This is a genomic window from Sanguibacter sp. Z6_81, assembly GCF_057180625.1.
Genome location: NZ_JBXUFV010000001.1, coordinates 440,619 through 458,563, shown reverse-complemented (window position 1 = coordinate 458,563; position 17,945 = coordinate 440,619). Strand labels below are relative to the sequence as shown.

At 72.9% G+C, this 17,945-nt stretch carries 14 protein-coding genes; 8 read left to right on the top strand and 6 right to left on the bottom strand.

The annotated features are described in order from the left end of the window. The first annotated feature begins 23 nt into the window (after positions 1-23). Both AC2AXK_RS02150 and AC2AXK_RS02145 read left to right on the top strand, forming a co-directional pair. Positions 24-1,355, top strand: coding sequence for an ABC transporter substrate-binding protein (locus AC2AXK_RS02150; protein ID WP_484343689.1), 1,332 nt, complete (start codon positions 24-26; stop codon positions 1,353-1,355). 129 nt (positions 1,356-1,484) lie between these two features. Next, on the top strand, positions 1,485-3,524 hold the full coding sequence (locus tag AC2AXK_RS02145) for a beta-galactosidase (RefSeq protein WP_484343688.1): 2,040 nt from the start codon (positions 1,485-1,487) through the stop codon (positions 3,522-3,524). Positions 3,525-3,653: 129 nt separating this feature from the next. Here the strand turns inward: AC2AXK_RS02145 and AC2AXK_RS02140 are convergent, their stop codons facing one another. Then, positions 3,654-4,451 carry an SDR family NAD(P)-dependent oxidoreductase gene (locus tag AC2AXK_RS02140; RefSeq protein WP_484343687.1) on the bottom strand — a complete coding sequence of 266 codons (798 nt, stop codon included), beginning with the start codon at positions 4,449-4,451 and terminating at the stop codon, positions 3,654-3,656. Between the two features lie 100 nt (positions 4,452-4,551). Here AC2AXK_RS02140 and AC2AXK_RS02135 point away from each other — a divergent pair, with 100 nt between their 5' ends. Continuing rightward, entirely contained in the window at positions 4,552-5,154 is a 603-nt protein-coding gene (locus tag AC2AXK_RS02135) for a TetR/AcrR family transcriptional regulator (RefSeq protein ID WP_484343686.1), read from the top strand. A 76-nt stretch (positions 5,155-5,230) separates the two neighbouring features. On the opposite strand, the gene AC2AXK_RS02130 is transcribed toward AC2AXK_RS02135, so the two are convergent. Further along, on the bottom strand, positions 5,231-6,433 hold the full coding sequence (locus AC2AXK_RS02130; protein WP_484343685.1) for an MFS transporter: 1,203 nt from the start codon (positions 6,431-6,433) through the stop codon (positions 5,231-5,233). Between the two features lie 98 nt (positions 6,434-6,531). After that, a complete protein-coding gene (locus AC2AXK_RS02125; protein WP_484343684.1) occupies positions 6,532-7,581 on the bottom strand; it encodes a GmrSD restriction endonuclease domain-containing protein in 1,050 nt (349 codons plus the stop codon). A 173-nt stretch (positions 7,582-7,754) separates the two neighbouring features. Between AC2AXK_RS02125 and AC2AXK_RS02120 the strand changes: the two genes are divergently transcribed. From AC2AXK_RS02120 to AC2AXK_RS02110, 3 genes are all read left to right on the top strand, one after another. After that, positions 7,755-9,230, top strand: coding sequence for a diguanylate cyclase domain-containing protein (locus AC2AXK_RS02120; RefSeq protein WP_484343683.1), 1,476 nt, complete (start codon positions 7,755-7,757; stop codon positions 9,228-9,230). 166 nt (positions 9,231-9,396) lie between these two features. Continuing rightward, the gene (locus tag AC2AXK_RS02115; protein WP_484343682.1) at positions 9,397-10,239 is read left to right on the top strand and encodes an FAD binding domain-containing protein; all 843 of its coding nucleotides are present in this window, start codon (positions 9,397-9,399) and stop codon (positions 10,237-10,239) included. Next, a complete protein-coding gene (locus tag AC2AXK_RS02110) occupies positions 10,236-12,866 on the top strand; it encodes a molybdopterin-dependent oxidoreductase (protein WP_484343681.1) in 2,631 nt (876 codons plus the stop codon). Before AC2AXK_RS02115 ends, AC2AXK_RS02110 begins: the two co-directional genes overlap by 4 nt. 4 nt (positions 12,867-12,870) lie before the next feature. Here the strand turns inward: AC2AXK_RS02110 and AC2AXK_RS02105 are convergent, their stop codons facing one another. The 3 genes from AC2AXK_RS02105 to AC2AXK_RS02095 all read right to left on the bottom strand — a co-directional run bounded on the left by AC2AXK_RS02105 (position 12,871) and on the right by AC2AXK_RS02095 (position 15,474). Further along, complete coding sequence (locus AC2AXK_RS02105) at positions 12,871-13,512, bottom strand: hypothetical protein (protein WP_484343680.1); 642 nt, start codon at positions 13,510-13,512, stop codon at positions 12,871-12,873. Positions 13,513-13,663: 151 nt separating this feature from the next. After that, positions 13,664-14,440: a carbon-nitrogen hydrolase family protein gene (locus AC2AXK_RS02100; RefSeq protein ID WP_484343679.1), complete on the bottom strand. Its 777-nt coding sequence runs from the start codon at positions 14,438-14,440 to the stop codon at positions 13,664-13,666. Then, complete coding sequence (locus tag AC2AXK_RS02095; RefSeq protein ID WP_484343678.1) at positions 14,437-15,474, bottom strand: LacI family DNA-binding transcriptional regulator; 1,038 nt, start codon at positions 15,472-15,474, stop codon at positions 14,437-14,439. Before AC2AXK_RS02095 ends, AC2AXK_RS02100 begins: the two co-directional genes overlap by 4 nt. Positions 15,475-15,586: 112 nt before the next feature. Here AC2AXK_RS02095 and AC2AXK_RS02090 point away from each other — a divergent pair, with 112 nt between their 5' ends. Together AC2AXK_RS02090 and AC2AXK_RS02085 are read left to right on the top strand one after the other, a co-directional pair. Continuing rightward, on the top strand, positions 15,587-16,786 hold the full coding sequence (locus tag AC2AXK_RS02090) for a Gfo/Idh/MocA family protein (RefSeq protein WP_484343677.1): 1,200 nt from the start codon (positions 15,587-15,589) through the stop codon (positions 16,784-16,786). Then, entirely contained in the window at positions 16,783-17,868 is a 1,086-nt protein-coding gene (locus AC2AXK_RS02085; RefSeq protein ID WP_484343676.1) for a Gfo/Idh/MocA family protein, read from the top strand. Before AC2AXK_RS02090 ends, AC2AXK_RS02085 begins: the two co-directional genes overlap by 4 nt. Positions 17,869-17,945 lie beyond the last annotated feature (77 nt).

The following is a 17,945-nucleotide window of genomic DNA, read 5'->3' as shown; positions in this document are numbered from 1 at the left end:
GACAATGAAGTGAGAGGAACACCATGAGGACCACCCGACGCTCCCGGTTCATCACCGGGACCGCGATCGCCGCGATGGCGCTGTCCCTGGCCGCCTGCGGCTCCGGCGACGACGACGCCCCTGAGGCGTCCCCCGAGGACGTGCAGTCGGCGCTCGAGGAGGGCGGCACGCTCACCGTGTGGGCCTGGGAGCCCACCCTCGACCAGGTCGTCGAGGACTTCGAGGCCGAGTACCCGAACGTCGACGTCGAGCTCGTCAACGCCGGCACCGGCAACGACCAGTACACCGCCCTGCAGAACGCGATCGCCGCCGGCTCCGGGGTGCCCGACGTCGCGCAGATCGAGTACTACGCGGTGCCGCAGTTCGCGCTCGCCGAGTCGATCCTCGACCTCGGCTCCATGGGCGCGGCCGACATGGCTGACACGTTCACCCCCGGACCCTGGGCCTCCGTCCAGGCGGGCGAGGGCATCTACGGTCTGCCGATGGACTCCGGACCGATGGCGATGTTCTACAACAAGGAGCTCTTCGACACCCACGGCATCGCGGTCCCCACCACGTGGGACGAGTTCGTCGAGGCGGGCCGGGCGTTCAAGGCCATCGACCCGAACATCTACATCGCCAACGACACCGGTGACGCCGGTCTCGCGACGAGCCTCATCTGGCAGGCCGGCGGCCAGCCGTACCAGGTCGACGGCACGAACGTCACCGTCGACCTCGCCGACGAGGGCGCGACGAAGTTCGCCGAGACGTGGCAGACGCTGCTCGACGAGGACCTCCTCGCGCCCATCAGCTCGTGGAGCGACGAGTGGTACCAGGGCCTCGGCAACGGATCCATCGCGACCCTCACCACCGGTGCGTGGATGCCCGCCAACTTCGAGTCCGGCGTCGAGGCCGGCGCGGGCAAGTGGGCGGTCGCACCGATCCCGCAGTGGGAGGCGGGCGCCGCGACGAGCGCCGAGAACGGCGGCAGCGCGCTGTCGATCCCGACGGACGGCGAGAACCCCGAGCTGGCCTGGGCGTTCCTCGAGTACGCGAACGCCGGTGACGGCGTGCAGACCCGCGTCGACGGCGGTGCGTTCCCCGCGACGGCCGAGCAGATCGGGTCCGAGGAGTTCCTCGGCGCCGAGTTCGAGTACTTCGGCGGGCAGAAGGCCAACGAGATCTTCGCGGAGTCCGCGGAGAACGTCGTCGAGGGCTGGAGCTACCTGCCCTTCCAGGTCTACGCGAACAGCATCTTCAACGACACCGTCGGTCAGGCGTACGTCTCCGACACCACGCTCGTCGACGGCCTGAGCGCGTGGCAGGACGCCACCGTGAAGTACGGGACGGAGCAGGGCTTCACCGTCAACGAGTGACCCTCCCCGAGCGACGTCCCGGACGCGCTCGGCGGCACCGAGATCCGCGACGGGGGTGGGATGCGCACAACGCCCACCCCCGTCGCCGCACCATCAGACGCCTCACCCACATCGTCCTGAGGAGGACACATGGCTTCCCCCCACGCCCACCGGTGGCTGCGCCGGCCGGCCGGTTCGACGGCTGCGATCGGCTTCGGTGCCGACTACAACCCGGACCAGTGGCCGCGGGAGGTGTGGGACGAGGACGTGCGGCTCATGCGCGAGGCCGGCGTCAACGTCGTGTCCCTCGCGATCTTCTCCTGGGCGAAGATCCAGCCGACGGCCGACACGTGGGACTTCGCGTGGCTCGACGACGTCATGGACCTGCTGCACCGCAACGGCATCGAGGTGGACCTCGCGACGGCGACCGCGTCCCCGCCGCCGTGGCTCACCACCGCGCACCCCGAGATCCTCCCGGTGACCGTCACCGGCACCACCGTGTCACCGGGTGCGCGCCAGCACTGGCGCCCGACGTCGCCCGTCTTCCGTGAGCACGCGCTGCGCCTCGTGCGCGCCATGGCCGAGCGGTACGCGGACCACCCGGCGCTCGTCGCCTGGCACGTGTCCAACGAGCTCGGCTGCCACAACATCTACGACTTCTCCGACGACGCCGCGGCGGCGTTCCGCGTGTGGCTCGAGGCCCGGTACGGCACGCTCGACGCGCTCAACCACGCATGGGGAACAGCGTTCTGGTCCCAGTGGTACAGCGACTGGGGGCAGATCCTCCCGCCGCGGTACGCGGGTGGTCACCCCAACCCCACGCAGCAGCTGGACTTCAAGCGCTTCTCCTCCGACGCGCTCAAGGACTACCTGCGCGCCGAGCGGGACCTGCTGCGCGGCATCACGCCCGAGGTCCCGATCACGACGAACTTCATGGTCATGGGTGAGTCCAAGGGCATGGACTACGCCGACTGGGCCGCCGAGGTCGACTTCGTGTCCAACGACCACTACGTCCTGCCCGGGCCACAGGCCTTCGACGACCTGTCGTTCTCCGCCAGCCTCACGGGGCAGCTCGCCGACCGCCGGCCGTGGTTCCTCATGGAGCACTCGACGAGCGCCGTGAACTGGCAGCCGGTGAACGTCGCGAAGAAGCCGGGGGAGATGCTGCGTGACTCGCTCACGCACGTCGCCCACGGGGCCGACGCCGTGTGCTTCTTCCAGTGGCGGCAGTCCGCTGCGGGCGCCGAGAAGTACCACTCCGCGATGGTGCCCAGCGCCGGTCCCGACTCCGAGGTGTTCCGGTCCGTCGTCGAGCTCGGCCGCACGCTCGAGGCTCTCGCTCCGATCGTGGGGTCGGACCAGAAGCCGGCCCGCGTCGGCATCCTCTTCGACTGGGACTCCTGGTGGACGAGCGAGCACGACTCGCACCCCACGTCCCGGCTGCGCTACAAGGCTGAGGCGCTCGACTGGTACACGGCGCTCCTCGCGGCCGGCGTCCGGGTGGACGTCGTGCCGGTGAACGGGCGGACCGAGGACTACGACGTGCTCGTCGCACCCGTGCTGCACGTCGTCCCTGCGGCGCTCGCAGCGAGGCTCGAGGCGTACGTCGCCAGGGGAGGGAACCTCATCACGACGTACTTCTCGGGGATCGTCGACGAGAACGACCACGTGTGGACGGGCGGCTACCCGGGGGCGCTGCGCGACCTGCTCGGCATCCGCATCGAGGAGTTCGCGCCGCTGCTCGACGACGAGTCGGTGACGCTGAGCAACGGCAGCGTGGGCACGATGTGGACGGACCGGATCGACGTCGTCGGCCCGGACGTCGAGGTCCTCGCGACGTACGAGGACGGCGAGATGGCAGGGCGGCCGGCGGTCACGCGGCGCCGGGTCGACGCCGGGACCGCGACCTACGTCTCGACGCGGCTCGGCGCCGCGGGGCTCGCCCCCGTGGTCGCCGAGGTGCTGGGCGGCGCCGGCGTGGTGAGCGAGCTCCCCGACGCGCTGCGTGGCCGTGTCGAGCTCGCGGTGCGCGAGTCGGGGACGGACGAGTTCTGGTTCCTCATCAACCGGACGGCCGAGGCGCTGGAGGTGCCGGGCATCGAGGGCGAGGTGCTCGTCGGGCCCGACGCGTCCGAGGGCCTGACCCTGCCCGGCCGCGCCGTGGCCGTCCTGCGGCGCCCGAAGGCCTGACGCACGGAGCCTGCGGCGACGTGACCGTCGTCGCAGGCTCGCCGGCGCGCGTCCCCGCCGCCGGCCTCTCCGCAGCTCGCAGGGCCGACGGGACCGGCGAGCGGGCGCTGAGGTTCGCGGTGCGGTCGCTCACGTGACGGAGGCCGGGGAGACCCTGTCGGCGAAGCGGGGACCGAGCACGCGCAGGAACGGTCCTCGCGGGACGAGATGTGCTGCGGCGGCAAGGACTTCGTTGGACCTGCCGTCGACGACGACGGGACGGTCGGCGTCGAGGGTGTCGAAGAAGGTGGCGACCACCTGCTCGACACTCCGCCGACGCATCCCTGCACCGGCGTTCTCCCCGGCGACGTCGAAGAAGCCGGTGTCGGTGACTGACGGGGACAGCGCCGCGACCCGGACTCCGGTGCCCCGGGTCTCGGCCCACAGTGCCTGCGTCAAGGACAGGACGAACGCCTTGGATGCGGCGTAGGCGGCGAAGCCGGGTGCGGGCATGTACGCGGCCATGCTGGCGATGTTGATCACGGCTCCGGAGCGCCGCTCGACCATGGCGGGCAGGAAGCGGGCGGTGAGGTCGGTCAGTGTGGTGCAGTTCAGCGTGATCATGGCGCTCAGTCGGGACGGGTCTTCGGTCTCGGCCAGTCGGCCGCTGAGCCCGAAACCGGCGTTGTTGACGAGGATGTCGACGTGGCGCCCCGCCAGTGCCGCCTGCACCCCGGCGCCGGCGTCGGCAGTGGAGAGGTCGACGGGGAGCACGAGCACGTCCCGGCCGTGCTGGCTGCGGATGTCGGCCGCCAGGGCTTCGAGCTTGTCCACGCTGCGTGCGGCGAGGACGACGTCGGCGCCGCGGGCGGCCAGCGCCCGGGCGATGCCAGCACCGATGCCGCCGGAGGCGCCGGTGATCAGTGCGGTGGAACCGGTGATGTCCATGAGTGCTCCTGTCGGTCGAGGCATCGTCTTGTCGTGCCTATTTGACACGGTGTGCCAGAGCGACAGTGTTTGTCAAGGGGTGATGTGCTGCAATGGGGTGGTGCAGCAGCTCACCCCTCGCGAACGGCGCCAGGCCGCCACTCGGCGTTCACTGGCCGAGCACGCCCTGCGGTTGTTCGTCGAGCGTGGGTATGAGGCGACGACGGTCGCCGACATCGCCGATGCCGCGGACATGTCCACGCGCACCTTCTTTCGCCACGTGCGCGACAAGGACGAGGCGATGTTCGCCGCCGACGAAGACGTGTTCGCCGAGGTCGTGGAGGCGGCTGCCGCCGCCGGCCCCGATGTCCCGCCCCTGGCCCGGCTCCTGCAGGGGGTGCGCGCCCTGGCTGGGTCGGCGGAGAAGGACCCCGAGGTCAAGTGCGCGCGAGAACGGATCCTCGACGACAACCCTGTGCTGCGGGCCCGTGACCTCGCTCAGCAGCTGCGCTGGCAGCAGCAGGTCCAACGGTTCCTGGAGGAGCAGGGCGTTGCTCCCGACGAGGCGAGCCTGGCCGCGGGGCTGGTGCTGACGATCTGGCGGGAGTCCTACCGGCGCTGGATCGCCGCCTCGGCCGAGCCCGGATCGTTGGGGACGTTCCTCGACGCCGTCGTCGCCGAGCTCCCTGACCACGTCCTGGCCGCGGCTGCTCCCGGCCGGTAGGTCATCGAGCTGCCTCCGGTCGATCGTTCCCGGGTGGGCAGCCCACACCCGGCCCGGGCGGGTCGGACGCGCCGGGTCAGCCTGTGACGTCGGCGCGGCGCTCCCGGAGCACCCCGGCGGCGAGGACGACGACGACACCGGCCAGCGGGACGACGACGAGGCCGGTCCGCAGGCTCGTCGCGTCGGCGATGCGCCCGACGAGCGGTGGGGCGAGCAGGAAGCCGAACCGCATCATCCAGCTGACGATCGTGATGCCGGTGCCCGGGGCGAGCCCAGGGAGGCGGTCGGCGGCACCCATGGCTGCGGGCACGAGCGTCGCGGACCCGAGGCCCGCGGCGGCGAACCCGAGGATCGTCCCCGGGACGGTCGGCAGGGCGAGCGCCGTCCCGAGCCCGACGGCGATGAGCAGCCCGCCCGCGCGCGCGACGGCGGCCTGCCCGAACCTGTCGACGAGCCGGTCGCCGTAGATCCGCCCGACGAACTGCGCGCCGACGAGCGCCACGAAGCCGAGGGCAGCGAGCGTCGCGCCGGTACCGAGGGACTCCGACAGGTAGATCGCGGCCCAGGAGTTCCCGGCGTCCTCGACGATCGCGCCCGCCGCCGCGATGGCGACGAGCGCGGCGAGGGCGCCGATCTGGACCGTGGTGCGTCCGGCGGAGCGCGTGGCGCCGTGAGCCTGCGAGGGCTCGACGGGCTCCGGCCCGGGGAGCATGAGGCGGTAGCCGTAGATGCTCACGACGCTGAAGATCGCGCCCGACACGGCGAGGTGCAGGCCGAGCGGCACGCCGAGCCCGGCCGCGATGCCGCCCATGAGCCCGCCGACGACACCGCCGATGCTCCAGATGGCGTGGAAGGCGTTGAGGATCGAGCGGCCGTAGAGCCGTTGTACGCGCAGCCCGTGGGAGTTCTGCGAGACGTCGACGATCGAGTCGAGGGCACCTGCGAGGAACAGGCCGACCGCGAACAGCACCAGGGTGGGCGCCACTCCGGCGAGGAGGACCCCGGCCGCCATGATGATGGTCCCCACCATCGCGACGCGCGAGGACCGGAACCGGCGGATGAGCGCCCCGGCCGCGAGACCCGAGATGAGTGCACCGAGGGGGAACGCGGCGACGGCGAGCCCGAGCTGCCCGTCCGACACCCCGAGGTGCTCCTTGACCTGGGGGTAGCGCGGGATGAGGTTGGCGACGATGGCGCCGTTGGTGAAGAAGACGAGCGCGACGGCGACGCGGGCACGCCGTGCTTCGGGCGCGACGACGTCAGGTGGGGTCGGGGCCACGGGAGCACCGTTCTGCGAGAGGGCTGATCGAATCGATCCGACCGGCCATCATAGCCGCGTGACCAGGACCGCGACGGGCGCGGTGGGGACCCGCGGGCCTAGCTCTCGCAGCCGACCCCGTCACCGTCGCCGTCGAGGTGCGTGCCGTACCCGGGGTCGCCCACGTGCACGGGTGCTGCTCCGGCATCCCGGGCCGCTGCGCAGCTCGGGTAGGGGAGGTCGGCAGGTGCCGGAACGGGTGCGGGCTCGGTGGCAGCGGGGGCCTGCGGCTCCGGCGCCGGAGCCTCGGGCGTCGCCGGCACGGCGGCCCCCTCGGGCAGTCCCTGCTCCGGGCACGCGGACAGCACGCTGAGCATCGCGCCCTGCTCCGCCTCGGTCACCCACAGCCCGTACGTGTACTTGACCCCGACCTGGCGTGCGACGTACTCGCAGCGGAACTTCTTGTTCGGCGGGAGCCACGTCGCGGTGTCCCCGTCGCCCTTCTGCGAGTTGAGCGGACCGGAGGACGCGAGAAGGTTGAGGGGGTCGTTCGCGAAGGCCTTGCGCGTCGCGTCGTCCCAGCCCTGGGCGCCCTTCTGCCAGGCGTCGGACAGGGCGACGACGTGGTCGATCTGCACGAGGGACGACGTCTCCTGGCCGCGCTGGAACTCGATGGTCGTCCCGCTGTACCTGTCGGCGAAGGTGCCGCTGAGCACGACGCAGTCGTTCGTCCCTGCCTTGTACGTCACGGCGGTGAGGTCACGGGCCAGGATGTCGTTGCGGGTGTCGCAGCCGTTGCGGTCCTCGTCGGACCAGGCCGGCCCGAACGCCTCCCGCGAGTAGCCGGTCTTCGGTGCTCGGCCCTTGACCTCGAGCAGCTTCGCCGTGCCCAGCGCGGACTGGGGGGCGGCCTCCGGCACGACGACGGCGTCGACGGGTGCCGCGAGCTCCGGTGCGGGCAGGTCCGCGGCGAGCTCGTCGAGCGACGGCGGCGTGGCCGTGGGCATCCCCGCGCACGCGCCACCGACGAGCACGACGACGAGCGAGCCGCCGACGAGTGCTCCGGCCCTGTGGCGAGCGGCCCGGCCGAGCCAGGACCGTCGGGACTGCGCTGCGTCGATCCCGGGAGAGGTGCTGGTGGTGGACCTGGACGAGCGCAGCGACAACATGCACCCAGTATCGGTGCCCAGCGGGGATGCCGGTCGCGGTACGACGTCGCCTCACCTCGTGCACTGTCGGCCGCCGGGCCCCGCCGGTACCCTGGACTCGCTCCTGCAGATGTCGTGGTCCCGACCGGGCCCGTCGACCCGCACCGGGAGCGCCAGGGGCAACGGGAGGCGCGGTGCCGCAGACCTCGCTGGACTCGCGCGCACGCGTGATCGCCGCCGTCGCCTGGCTCGGTGGTGTCGCGGGTCTGCGACTGCTGCTCGGACCCACGCCCACGGGCCTCGCGCTGGACGGTGCGCTCGCGCTCGCGGTCGTCGTCGCGACGCTCGTCGCCGCGACCCGCGCGCGACCGGGCCGCAGTCAGCTCGGGTGGCGGTGCCTCACGGCCGCGGCCCTGTGCTGGTCCCTCGCGCCCCTTGCCTGGCTCACCGGCCTCCCCGACGGCCTGGCGACTGCCGGGCGGGTCGGGTTCGTCGTCCTCGGCGGCGCGGTGTGGTGGCTGACGTCGCTCGGTGCCGACCCGTGGTCCCGGATCCGGCTCGTCACGGACGGAGGGCTCGCGGCCGCGTCTGCGTTCGTCGCCGCGTGGCCCCTCGTGCTCCATGCCGTCGCGGACGAGGAGCACGGAGGGGTCAGCCATGCGTTCTCCGTCGCGCTCCCGCTCGGCGCGGTCGCGGTCGCCGTCGTCGTGGCCGGCGTCGCCCTCACCGAGATGCACCCCTCGCGGCGCGCGATGCCCGCGCTGAGCTGCGCCGCCTTCCTCGTCGTCGCCGTGTCGGACGTCGCGTGGGGGATGGGGGGGACGCCCGCCTGGGCGGCAGGGATGGCCTGCTTCGTCCTCGGCGTCTGCGTGTACCAGGGCACGTCCGAGCGCCGCGAGGTGCTGAGCACCCACCACACGCTCGTCCACGCCCCGTACGTCCTCCTCCTGCCGGCGCTCGTCGCACTCGCGCTCCAGCACCTCGGCGACGGCATCCGCCCGGAGTCGGCCGCCGCCGCGTTCGTCATGGTCGTGCTCCTCGTCGTGCGCCAGCACGCGACCATCTCCGAGAACCGGGGCCTCGTCGGCCGTCTTGCAGCGACGGAGCGGCTCCTGCGGCACCAGGCGACCCACGACGCGCTCACCGGTCTCGCCGGCCGGGTGGTCCTGTCGGAGCGGATCGACGACGAGCTCGCGCGGCCCCGCGGGACGAGCCGTGGCCTCGCGGTCGTGTTCATCGACCTCGACGACTTCAAGGCGGTCAACGACACCCTGGGGCACGCGGCGGGTGACGACGTCCTCGTGCAGACCGCGCGGCGGCTCGTCGCGCTCCTGAGCCCCCTGGGGGACGAGGCCACCGCGATCCGGATGAGCGGTGACGAGTTCGCGGCCGTGCTCGTCGGTCACGCGGCCCGCTCCGCGCACGACGTCGCGAACCGGATCCTCGACGAGGTGCGCCGCCCCATGACCGTGAGCGGCCAGGAGGTGCGGATCAGCGCGAGCATCGGGGTCGCCGTCGCCGACCCCGCCATGACCGACCCCTCCGAGCTCCTGCGCGCCGCGGACCTCGCCATGTACCGCGTGAAGCACCAGGGCAAGTGCGCCGTCGAGGAGGCCGCCGTCGTCGGTGCCGCGGACGACGTGCAAGCGACGCCGAGCACCACCACCTGAGCCACCGGGCGCATCAGCCGCACCAGCTGCACCAGCCGGGCGCACCCGGCGCACGAGGTCGCGACGGACCACCGGCCCGGCGCGCACGCGTCACGCGCGCGGCCCCTCGTGGTTACACGACCGACACACGCCGGTGGTTGCCTGGTGAGGAGGACCGGGAGGCCGCATGGACCTGTTGATCGACACGGTGCGGGTGGCGCACGCCCGCGCCGACCTCGCGCTGCGCCCCGGCGAGGTGCTGCTCGGCGGAGGCACGTGGTTGTTCTCCGAGCCGCAGCACGGCCGCGGGACGACCGGACTCGTCGACCTCACCGCGCTCGGCTGGCCCGCGGTCACCCGGACGGCCCACGGCCTGAGCATCGCCGCGACGTGCACGGTCGCGGAGCTCGCCGCCCTCACCCCGGAGGTCGCTGGCACCGCCCACCCGCTGTTCCGCCAGTGCTGCGACGCGCTGCTCGCGTCGTGGAAGGTGTGGAACGCCGCGACCGTCGGCGGCAACATCTGCCTCGCCCTGCCGGCCGGCGCCATGATCTCCCTCGCCGTCACCCTCGACGCCACCGCCGTCGTGTGGCTCCCGGACGGCGGGGCGCGCACGCTGCCCGTCGCGGACCTCGTCACCGGCCCGTCCCGGACCGGGCTCGCACCCGGTGAGGTGCTCCGGTCCGTCGAGGTGCCCAGCGCCGCCCTCGCGGCACGGACCGCGTTCCGCCAGATCGCCCTGTCCCCGCTCGGCCGGTCCGGCGCCGTCGTCACGGGTCGGCGCGACGTCGACGGCGCGACGACGGTGACGATCACGGCGAGCACGCCGGCTCCCGTCGTCCTGCGGTTCCCCGGCCCGCCCGCCGAGCAGCAGCTCGAGGTGGCGCTCGCCGGCGTCGAGCACTGGTACGACGACGTGCACGGCGCCCCGGACTGGCGGCGCCACGTCACGACCGTCCTCGCCCACGAGGTCCGTCAGGAGCTGGCGGACGACGGCCCCCCGGCCCCCGGCGCGGGCGGCGCCCGGTGAAGCTCGAGGTCAACGGCGTCGTCCTGGACACCGACCCCGCGCCGGGGCAGTGCCTGCGGACCCTGCTGCGCGAGCACGACCACGTCGAGGTGAAGAAGGGCTGCGACGCGGGAGACTGCGGCGCGTGCACGGTGCTCGTCGACGGGCAGGCCGTGCACTCGTGCATCTACCCCGCCCACCGCGCGGAGGGCCGTTCCGTGACGACCGTCGCCGGGCTCGGGGACGTCGACCACCCGCACCCCGTCCAGCAGGCGTTCGCGGACGCGGGCGGCTTCCAGTGCGGTTTCTGCACCCCCGGGATGGTCGTCACCGCGTCTGTGCTCGACGACGCGCAGCGCGCGGACCTGCCGCACGCGCTCAAGGGCAACCTCTGCCGGTGCACCGGGTACCGGTCGATCGCGGATGCGATCGCGGGTGTGCGCAACGTCGGGTGCGCGGCGGGTGGCGTCGGGACGTCCGCGCCGCCGCCGGCCGCGATGCGCGTCGTCACCGGCCGCGAGCCGTACACGCTCGACCTGCCGACGCAGGGCGTGCTGCACCTCGCCGTGCTCGGCAGCCCGCACGCCCATGCCCGTGTCCTGGCCGTCGACACGAGCGCCGCCGAAGCGATGCCGGGCGTGCACGCGGTGCTCACCGCCGCGGACGCCCCCGACGTGCTGTTCTCCACGGGTCGGCACGAGAGCCGCTACGACGATCCCGACGACACCCGGGTCCTCGACACGGTCGTCCGGTTCCGCGGGCAGCGCGTCGCGGCCGTCGTCGCCGACTCGCTCGACGTCGCCCAGCGTGCGCGGGACCTCGTCCGGGTCGAGTACGAGGAGCTGCCTGCCGTCTTCGACCCCGAGCGGGCCCGCAGCCCCGGCGCGCCCCTCGTCCACCCTGACCGCACCCACGCGGACCGGGTGGACGAGGCGCACCGCAACGTCGTCGCGACCCTCCACGAGGAGATGGGCGACACCGCCGCCGCACTCGCGGCCGCGCACACCACCGTCGGTGGCACGTTCACGTCCCACCGCGTCTCCCACGCGGCCCTCGAGACGCACGCCGCCCGGGGCTGGCTCGACGCGACCGGGCGCCTGGTCATCAGGTCGAGCACCCAGGTGCCGTTCCTCGTGCGCGACGAGCTGTGCCACGTGTTCGGGCTCGAGCGGGAACGGGTCCGGGTGTTCACGGCCCGGGTGGGTGGGGGCTTCGGCGGCAAGCAGGAGATCCTCACCGAGGACCTCGTCGCGCTCGCCGTGCTGCGCACGGGGCGGGCCGTCCAGTACGAGCTCACCCGCGAGGACGTGTTCACCGTCGCGACCGTCCGGCACCCCATGACCGTCGACGTCCGGCTCGGCGCCGACGAGGACGGCCGCCTCACCGCGATGACCGTCGACCTCCTCAGCGACACCGGGGCCTACGGCAACCACAGCCGGGGCGTGATGTTCCACGGGCTGAGCGAGTCGCTCGCCGTCTACCGCTGCCCCGCCACGAGGGTCGACGCCGAGGTCGTCTACACGAACAACCCGCCGTCCGGTGCGTTCCGCGGGTACGGGCTCGGGCAGGTGGTGTTCGCGGTGGAGTCCGCGATGGACGACCTCGCTCGGGAGCTCGGCCTGAGCCCGGGCGAGCTCCGTCGCCGCAACGTCGTGCTGCCCGGTGAGCCGATGATCGTCACGGACCCCGACGAGGTGAGCGACCTGCGGCACGGCAGCTACGGGCTCGACCAGTGCCTCGACCTCACCGAGGCCGCACTCGCCCGCGGCAACGGGGCGGCGGTGCCGCGGGGCCGCCAGTGGTCGGTGGGTACCGGGCTCGCGCTCGCGATGATCGCGACGATCCCGCCCCGCGGGCACTTCTCGGACACGTCGGTCGCGCGGCTCGAGGACGGGACGTTCGAGGTGTGCGTCGGCACGGCGGAGTTCGGCAACGGCACGACGACGGTCCACCGGCAGCTCGCCGCGACGATCCTCGGCGTGCCCGGGGACCGGGTGCGCGTGCGACAGTCCGACACGGATGTCGTCGACCATGACACGGGTGCGTTCGGGTCGACGGGGTCCGTCGTCGCCGGCAAGGCCGTCGTGGCTGCCGCCCTGCAGCTGCGGACGATGATGCGGGACGTCGACTCGGAGCACGTGCCGCTCGTCGCCCGCGGGCACCACGACGGGACCCCGCGCTCGGTGGCGTACAACGTGCACGGGTTCCGGGTCGCGGTGAACCGGGAGACCGGGGAGGTCCGGGTCCTGCAGAGCGTCCAGTCCGCCGACGCCGGTGTGGTGCTCAACCCCGAGCAGCTGCGCGGGCAGATCGAGGGCGGGGTGGCACAGGCGATCGGTGCGGCCCTCTACGAGGAGGTGCGGCTGGACGGAGCGGGGCGCGTCACCACGCGGACGTTCCGGGAGTACCACGTGCCGCAGTACGCGGACGTGCCGCGCACCGAGGTGCTGCTCGCGGACACGTACGACGAGATCGGTCCGCTGGGCGCCAAGTCGATGAGCGAGGCGCCGTTCAACCCCGTGGCGGCAGCCCTGGCCAACGCGATGCGCGACGCCACGGGTGTCCGGGTGCGGAACCTGCCGTTGTCCCGGGAGCGGGTGTGGCGCGAGCTCGCGGCGGGCGGTCCCGCACCCGGCCTCGCGCCCTGAGGCGTCAGGCGCCGAGCCCCGCGCGGTCGACCTTGCGGTGGAACCGCATCCCGGCGAGCCCGCCGAGCAGTGCGCCGAGAAGGCTCGTGATCGCGACACCGACGGCGACGATGATGCCGCCGGTCGTGAGGTCCCCCTCGTCGACGGGGATCCGCGGGAAGGCGTTGACCTCCGCGAGGATGTTGTACTCGTTGCCGGCGAGCGCCCCGAGGGCGGCGACGAGGATCGCGATGACCACTGCCCAGAGCCAGACGGCGATGCCCTGCTTGAGGCCGTTGAACCGCGCCATGCGACCGGCGACGTACCCGCCGCAGTAGTAGGCGAGGAACAGCACGACGAGCAGGATGGCCCCGCCGACGATCCCGACGGTCGCGACGTCGTCGCTCGACTGGGCGACGTCGACGAAGTCCGTGTCCGTGGCCAGGCCGAGCGCCGCCCCACCGGCGGCGACGAGCGCGACGAGCAGCACCGCGGTGCCGGTCGCGGTGAGCCACCCGAAGAAGGCGGAGCCGATCTTCACGCCCCCGTACTCGTCCTTCTCGCGCTGCACGACCGCCTGGCGGTCCCGGGCGAGCGTCGCGTCGTCGGCGTGCCGGGGGTCCCGGTAGGGCTCGCCGTCGGAGTGGGCGGGGTGCGAGCTGGTCATGGCGGGGTCTCCTCGTGTCGGCGGACGGCGCCCCCTGGCGCGCGCGGCCCATGGCCGTCGATGAGCACGAACCTACGCCTGGGAGCCTGTTCCCGCCCCCGGTGGGCGGGGGCCACGAGGTCCCCGGGGAGGGAACCCGCTGGCGCCGCGGTCAGACGATCGGCACGTCGACGGTGAGCAGCGCCTCCGCGTCGATCCCGTAGGGCCCCTGCGCGAGGATCTCCCCGGTGGCACCGACGGCGAGCGACGCCCCGATGCAGCGCCACCCGTCCCAGTCGCCGCTGATGACGGGCCCCACGTTGCTCACGCCCACCACGGGCATCCGGTGCGCTGTGGCGAGCTCCCGGTACGGCTCCACCCACTCGGATCCGTAGGGGGTCGCCACGTTGTCGTGCTGCGGCGGCACGGCCCAGGCGGACGGCGACAGGAGGATCTGCGCCCCCATCCGGCCGAGGGCGTGACCGAGCGCGACGGAGGACAGCGAGTTGTCCGCGCAGATGTCCAGGCCGATGCGACCGAGGTCGGTGTCGGCCACCGCGAGGGACGCACCCGCCGTGTAGACACCGAGGCCGACGTCGAGCTCGTTGATCTTGCGGTGCTTGCGCAGGATCTCTCCCGTGGCGTCGACGAGCACCGCGGCGTTGTAGACCCGCACGCCGTCGCGCTCGGTGATGCCCGCTGCGACGACGATGCCGCGCTCGCGGGCGGCGTCGCACAGCACCTGCGTCGTGGGGCCCGGGATCGGCGCGGCGAGGTCGCGGGCACTCTCGTGGGTCCAGCCGAGGTCGAGGCACTCGGGCAGGACGACGACGTCGCACCCGGCGGCCGCGGCGCCGTCGATCATCGTCACGGCGCGGGCGAGGTTCGCGTCGCGCTCGCCGGGCTCGACGAGCATCTGTCCCATGCCGATGCGCAGCGTGCGTGTCATGCGAGGTCCTCCCGGGGGTGCGTGCCGTGTGCGGGCTGGCGCGGTGCACCGGGCGGCGCGGTCGACTCCCGCCACACGATGCGGGTGAGCGGGTTCGAGGTGGGCGGCGGGTCGTCGCCGCGGAGGGCGGCGACGAGGTGCTGCATCGCGCGCCGGCCGGCCTCGGCGCGGTCGCCGTCGACGGTGGTGAGGGACGGCGTGAGGTACTGGCCGACGTCGTAGTTGTCCCAGCCGGTGATGCTCACGTCCCCCGGGACGGACCAGCCGCGCTCGGTCGCGGCGCGCAGGACGGCGACGGCGAGGAGGTCGTTGGCGGCGATCACGGCGAGCGGCGGGGCGTCGTCGGGCAGCGCGCGGACGGCGGCGACGGCGTCGTCGCCGGACCAGCTGTTGCTGACGACGCCGAGGGACTCGACGCCCAGCCGGGCGACGGTCTCCCGGTAGGCGTCCGCGCGGCGCGCGGCGGACGTGAAGTGCGGCGGCCCGGCGACGTGGAGGAAGCGGGTGTGGCCGAGTGCGACGAGGTGCTCGACGAAGGTCTGGACCGGCGAGGGGTCGGCGAGCGCGCCGACGTTGCGCATCTCGTCGTCGAAGTCGTCGGTCGTGACGACGGGGACGTCGTCGGGCAGGTCCGCGGCGCTCGTGGCGAGGACGGGGCCGAGCGCGAGGATGCCCTCGTACTGGCCGGACCGCGCGAGGTCGAGCATCCGGTCGGTGCGCACCCGGGCGGTGCCGTCGACGCTGTGCACCTCCATGGCGTACCCCGCGGCCTCCGCGACGGCGCCCGCGCCGGCGAGCAGCGGGACGGGGTCGACCAGCCGCATGCCCATGACGACGGCGAGCCGACCGGTTCGGCGGGTGCGCATCGAGCGCGCCGCGAGGTTGGGGCGGTAGCCGAGCTCGTCGACGGCGCGGAGCACGCGCTCGCGGGTCTCCGCGGAGATGGAGCCCTTGCCGGAGAGCACGTACGAGACGGTGGACTGCGCCACGCCCGCGTGGCGTGCTACGTCCCGGCTCGTGGCGTTCTGCGACATGTCTCCACCCTAGCGATTGACATCCGGGGACCCTGCTGACCATCCTAGTGATACGTATCACTGACGATGCCCGCACCTCCGGTCGTCGTCGCCCACGGAGGAGAGAAGCTCGATGATCAACGTCGCCATCGTCGGAACCGGGAGCATCGCCGGAGCGCACGTGCGTGCGTACGCAGCGTTCCCTGACCGCTGCCGCATCGTCGCGCTCAGCGACACCGCCCCCGGCAAGGCCGAGGCGTTCCGGCAGACGCACGGCCTCGACGCCGCGACCGTGCACACCTCCCACACCGAGCTGCTCTCCCGGGGCGACATCGACCTCGTGAGCGTCTGCACCCCGCCGTCGACGCACGGCCCGGTGAGCGTCGACCTCCTGCGGGCAGGGATCAACGTGCTGTGCGAGAAGCCGATGGCCCCGTCGCTGGCCGCCTGCGACGCGATCCTCGCTGCCGAGGAGGAGGGCGGTGCCGTGTTCTCCTCCGTCGCGCAGAACCGGTTCCGGGACGACGTCGTGCAGCTGCGGTCCGTGGTGGAGTCGGGGCTCGTCGGGCCGGTCTCGCACGTCGCCGTCGACTCCGCGTGGTGGCGCGGGCTCGGCTACTACGACCTGTGGTGGCGCGGAACCTGGGAGCAGGAGGGCGGCGGATGCACGCTCAACCACGCCGTGCACCACGTCGACATGCTCCTGTGGCTCCTCGGGGCGCCGGAGTCCGTGACGGCCGTGCTGACGAACGCTGCGCACGAGAACGCGGAGGTCGAGGACCTCTCCGTCGCCGTCCTCGGGTACGACCGTGCCCTCGCGACGCTCACGAGCTCCGTGGTGCACCACGGAGAGCGCCAGCAGATCGTCGTCCAGGGACGCGACGCGAGCATCAGCCTCACGGGCGACGTCGTCGCCGAGACCGCGCAACCCAACGGCTTCCCCGTCCCGGGCGGGAACGCCGAGCTCGTGCGCAAGATCGACGAGGTGATGGCCGCGCAGGAACCCCTCACGCACACGGGCCACGAGGGACAGGTCGACGACGTCCTCACCGCGATCGAGACCGGGCGGCGGCCCAGCGTCGACGGGCATGACGGACGGCGGACGATCGAGCTCATCACGGCGATCTACCAGGCGGGCATCGAGCGCCGCACGGTCGACCTGCCGCTGTCCGTCGACGACCCGTACTACCACCCGGGCACGCTCCCGGAGCGCGCTCCGCGCTTCTACGCGAAGACCGGGCAGGTGAGCGACCAGGACGGGCCGATCACCATCCCCGGGACCGACGCCCCGACGCGCCCGTCCAGCACCACCGACACCGAGGAGAACCGATGACCGCGTCCGACGGCGGCACCTACGCCCCCGCGCCCCTGCCCGCCCCCGTCGTGGAGCCCGGCGAGTTCGTCATCGCCGCCATCGGCCTCGACCACGGCCACATCTACGGCCAGTGCGAAGGGCTCATCGGGGCGGGTGCGACGCTCAAGTGGGTGTACGACCCCGACCCCGCGAAGGTGGAGCAGTTCCGCGAGCGGTTCCCGGACGTGCGGGTGGCACGGTCCGAGGACGAGGTGCTCGACGACCCCGAGGTCCGGCTCGTCGCCGGCGCCGCCGTGACGAGCGAACGGTGCGCGCAGGGCATCCGCGTGATGGAGGCCGGCAAGGACTACTTCGTCGACAAGGCGCCGCTGACGACGCTCGAGCAGCTCGCCGCCGCCCGCGAGGCGGTGCAGCGCACCGGCAAGAAGTACGGCGTGTACTACTCCGAGCGCATCCACGTGGAGACGGCCGTGTTCGCCGGGCAGCTCATCGAGCAGGGGGCCATCGGCAAGGTCGTCCAGGTCATCGGGCTCGGCCCGCACCGGCTGCGGGCCGGGAGCCGCCCCGACTGGTTCTTCGAGAAGGACAAGTACGGCGGCATCCTCACGGACATCGGCAGCCACAACATCGACCAGATCCTCCACTACACCGGCGCGACGGACGCCGAGGTGGTCAACAGCCAGATCGCCAACTACGCCAACCCCGACCACCCGGAGCTCGACGACTTCGGGGACGCCAACCTCGTGACGAACACGGGCGCGACCGGGTACCTGCGGTGCGACTGGTTCACCCCGGACGGGCTGCAGACGTGGGGCGACGGACGGACCTTCATCCTCGGGACCGAGGGGTTCATCGAGCAGCGCAAGTACATGAACCTCGGCACCCAGGACGGCCCCGCGCACCTGTTCCTCGCCAACGGCCAGGAGGAGAAGCACTACAACGTGTACGGGAAGGTCGGGTACCCGTTCTTCGGGCAGCTCGTCCTCGACTGCCTCGAGCGGACCGAGAACGCCATGACGCAGGACCACGCGTTCAAGGCCATCGAGCTCGCCATCACGGCGCAGATGGGGGCGCGGGACCTGTCCTCGTTCCCGCGCTGAGGTTCCCGGAGACCTCGCCTCGGTGTGGGCGGGGTCTCCGCCCGTATCGATGCACTCGGTGCATCGATGCATGTAGT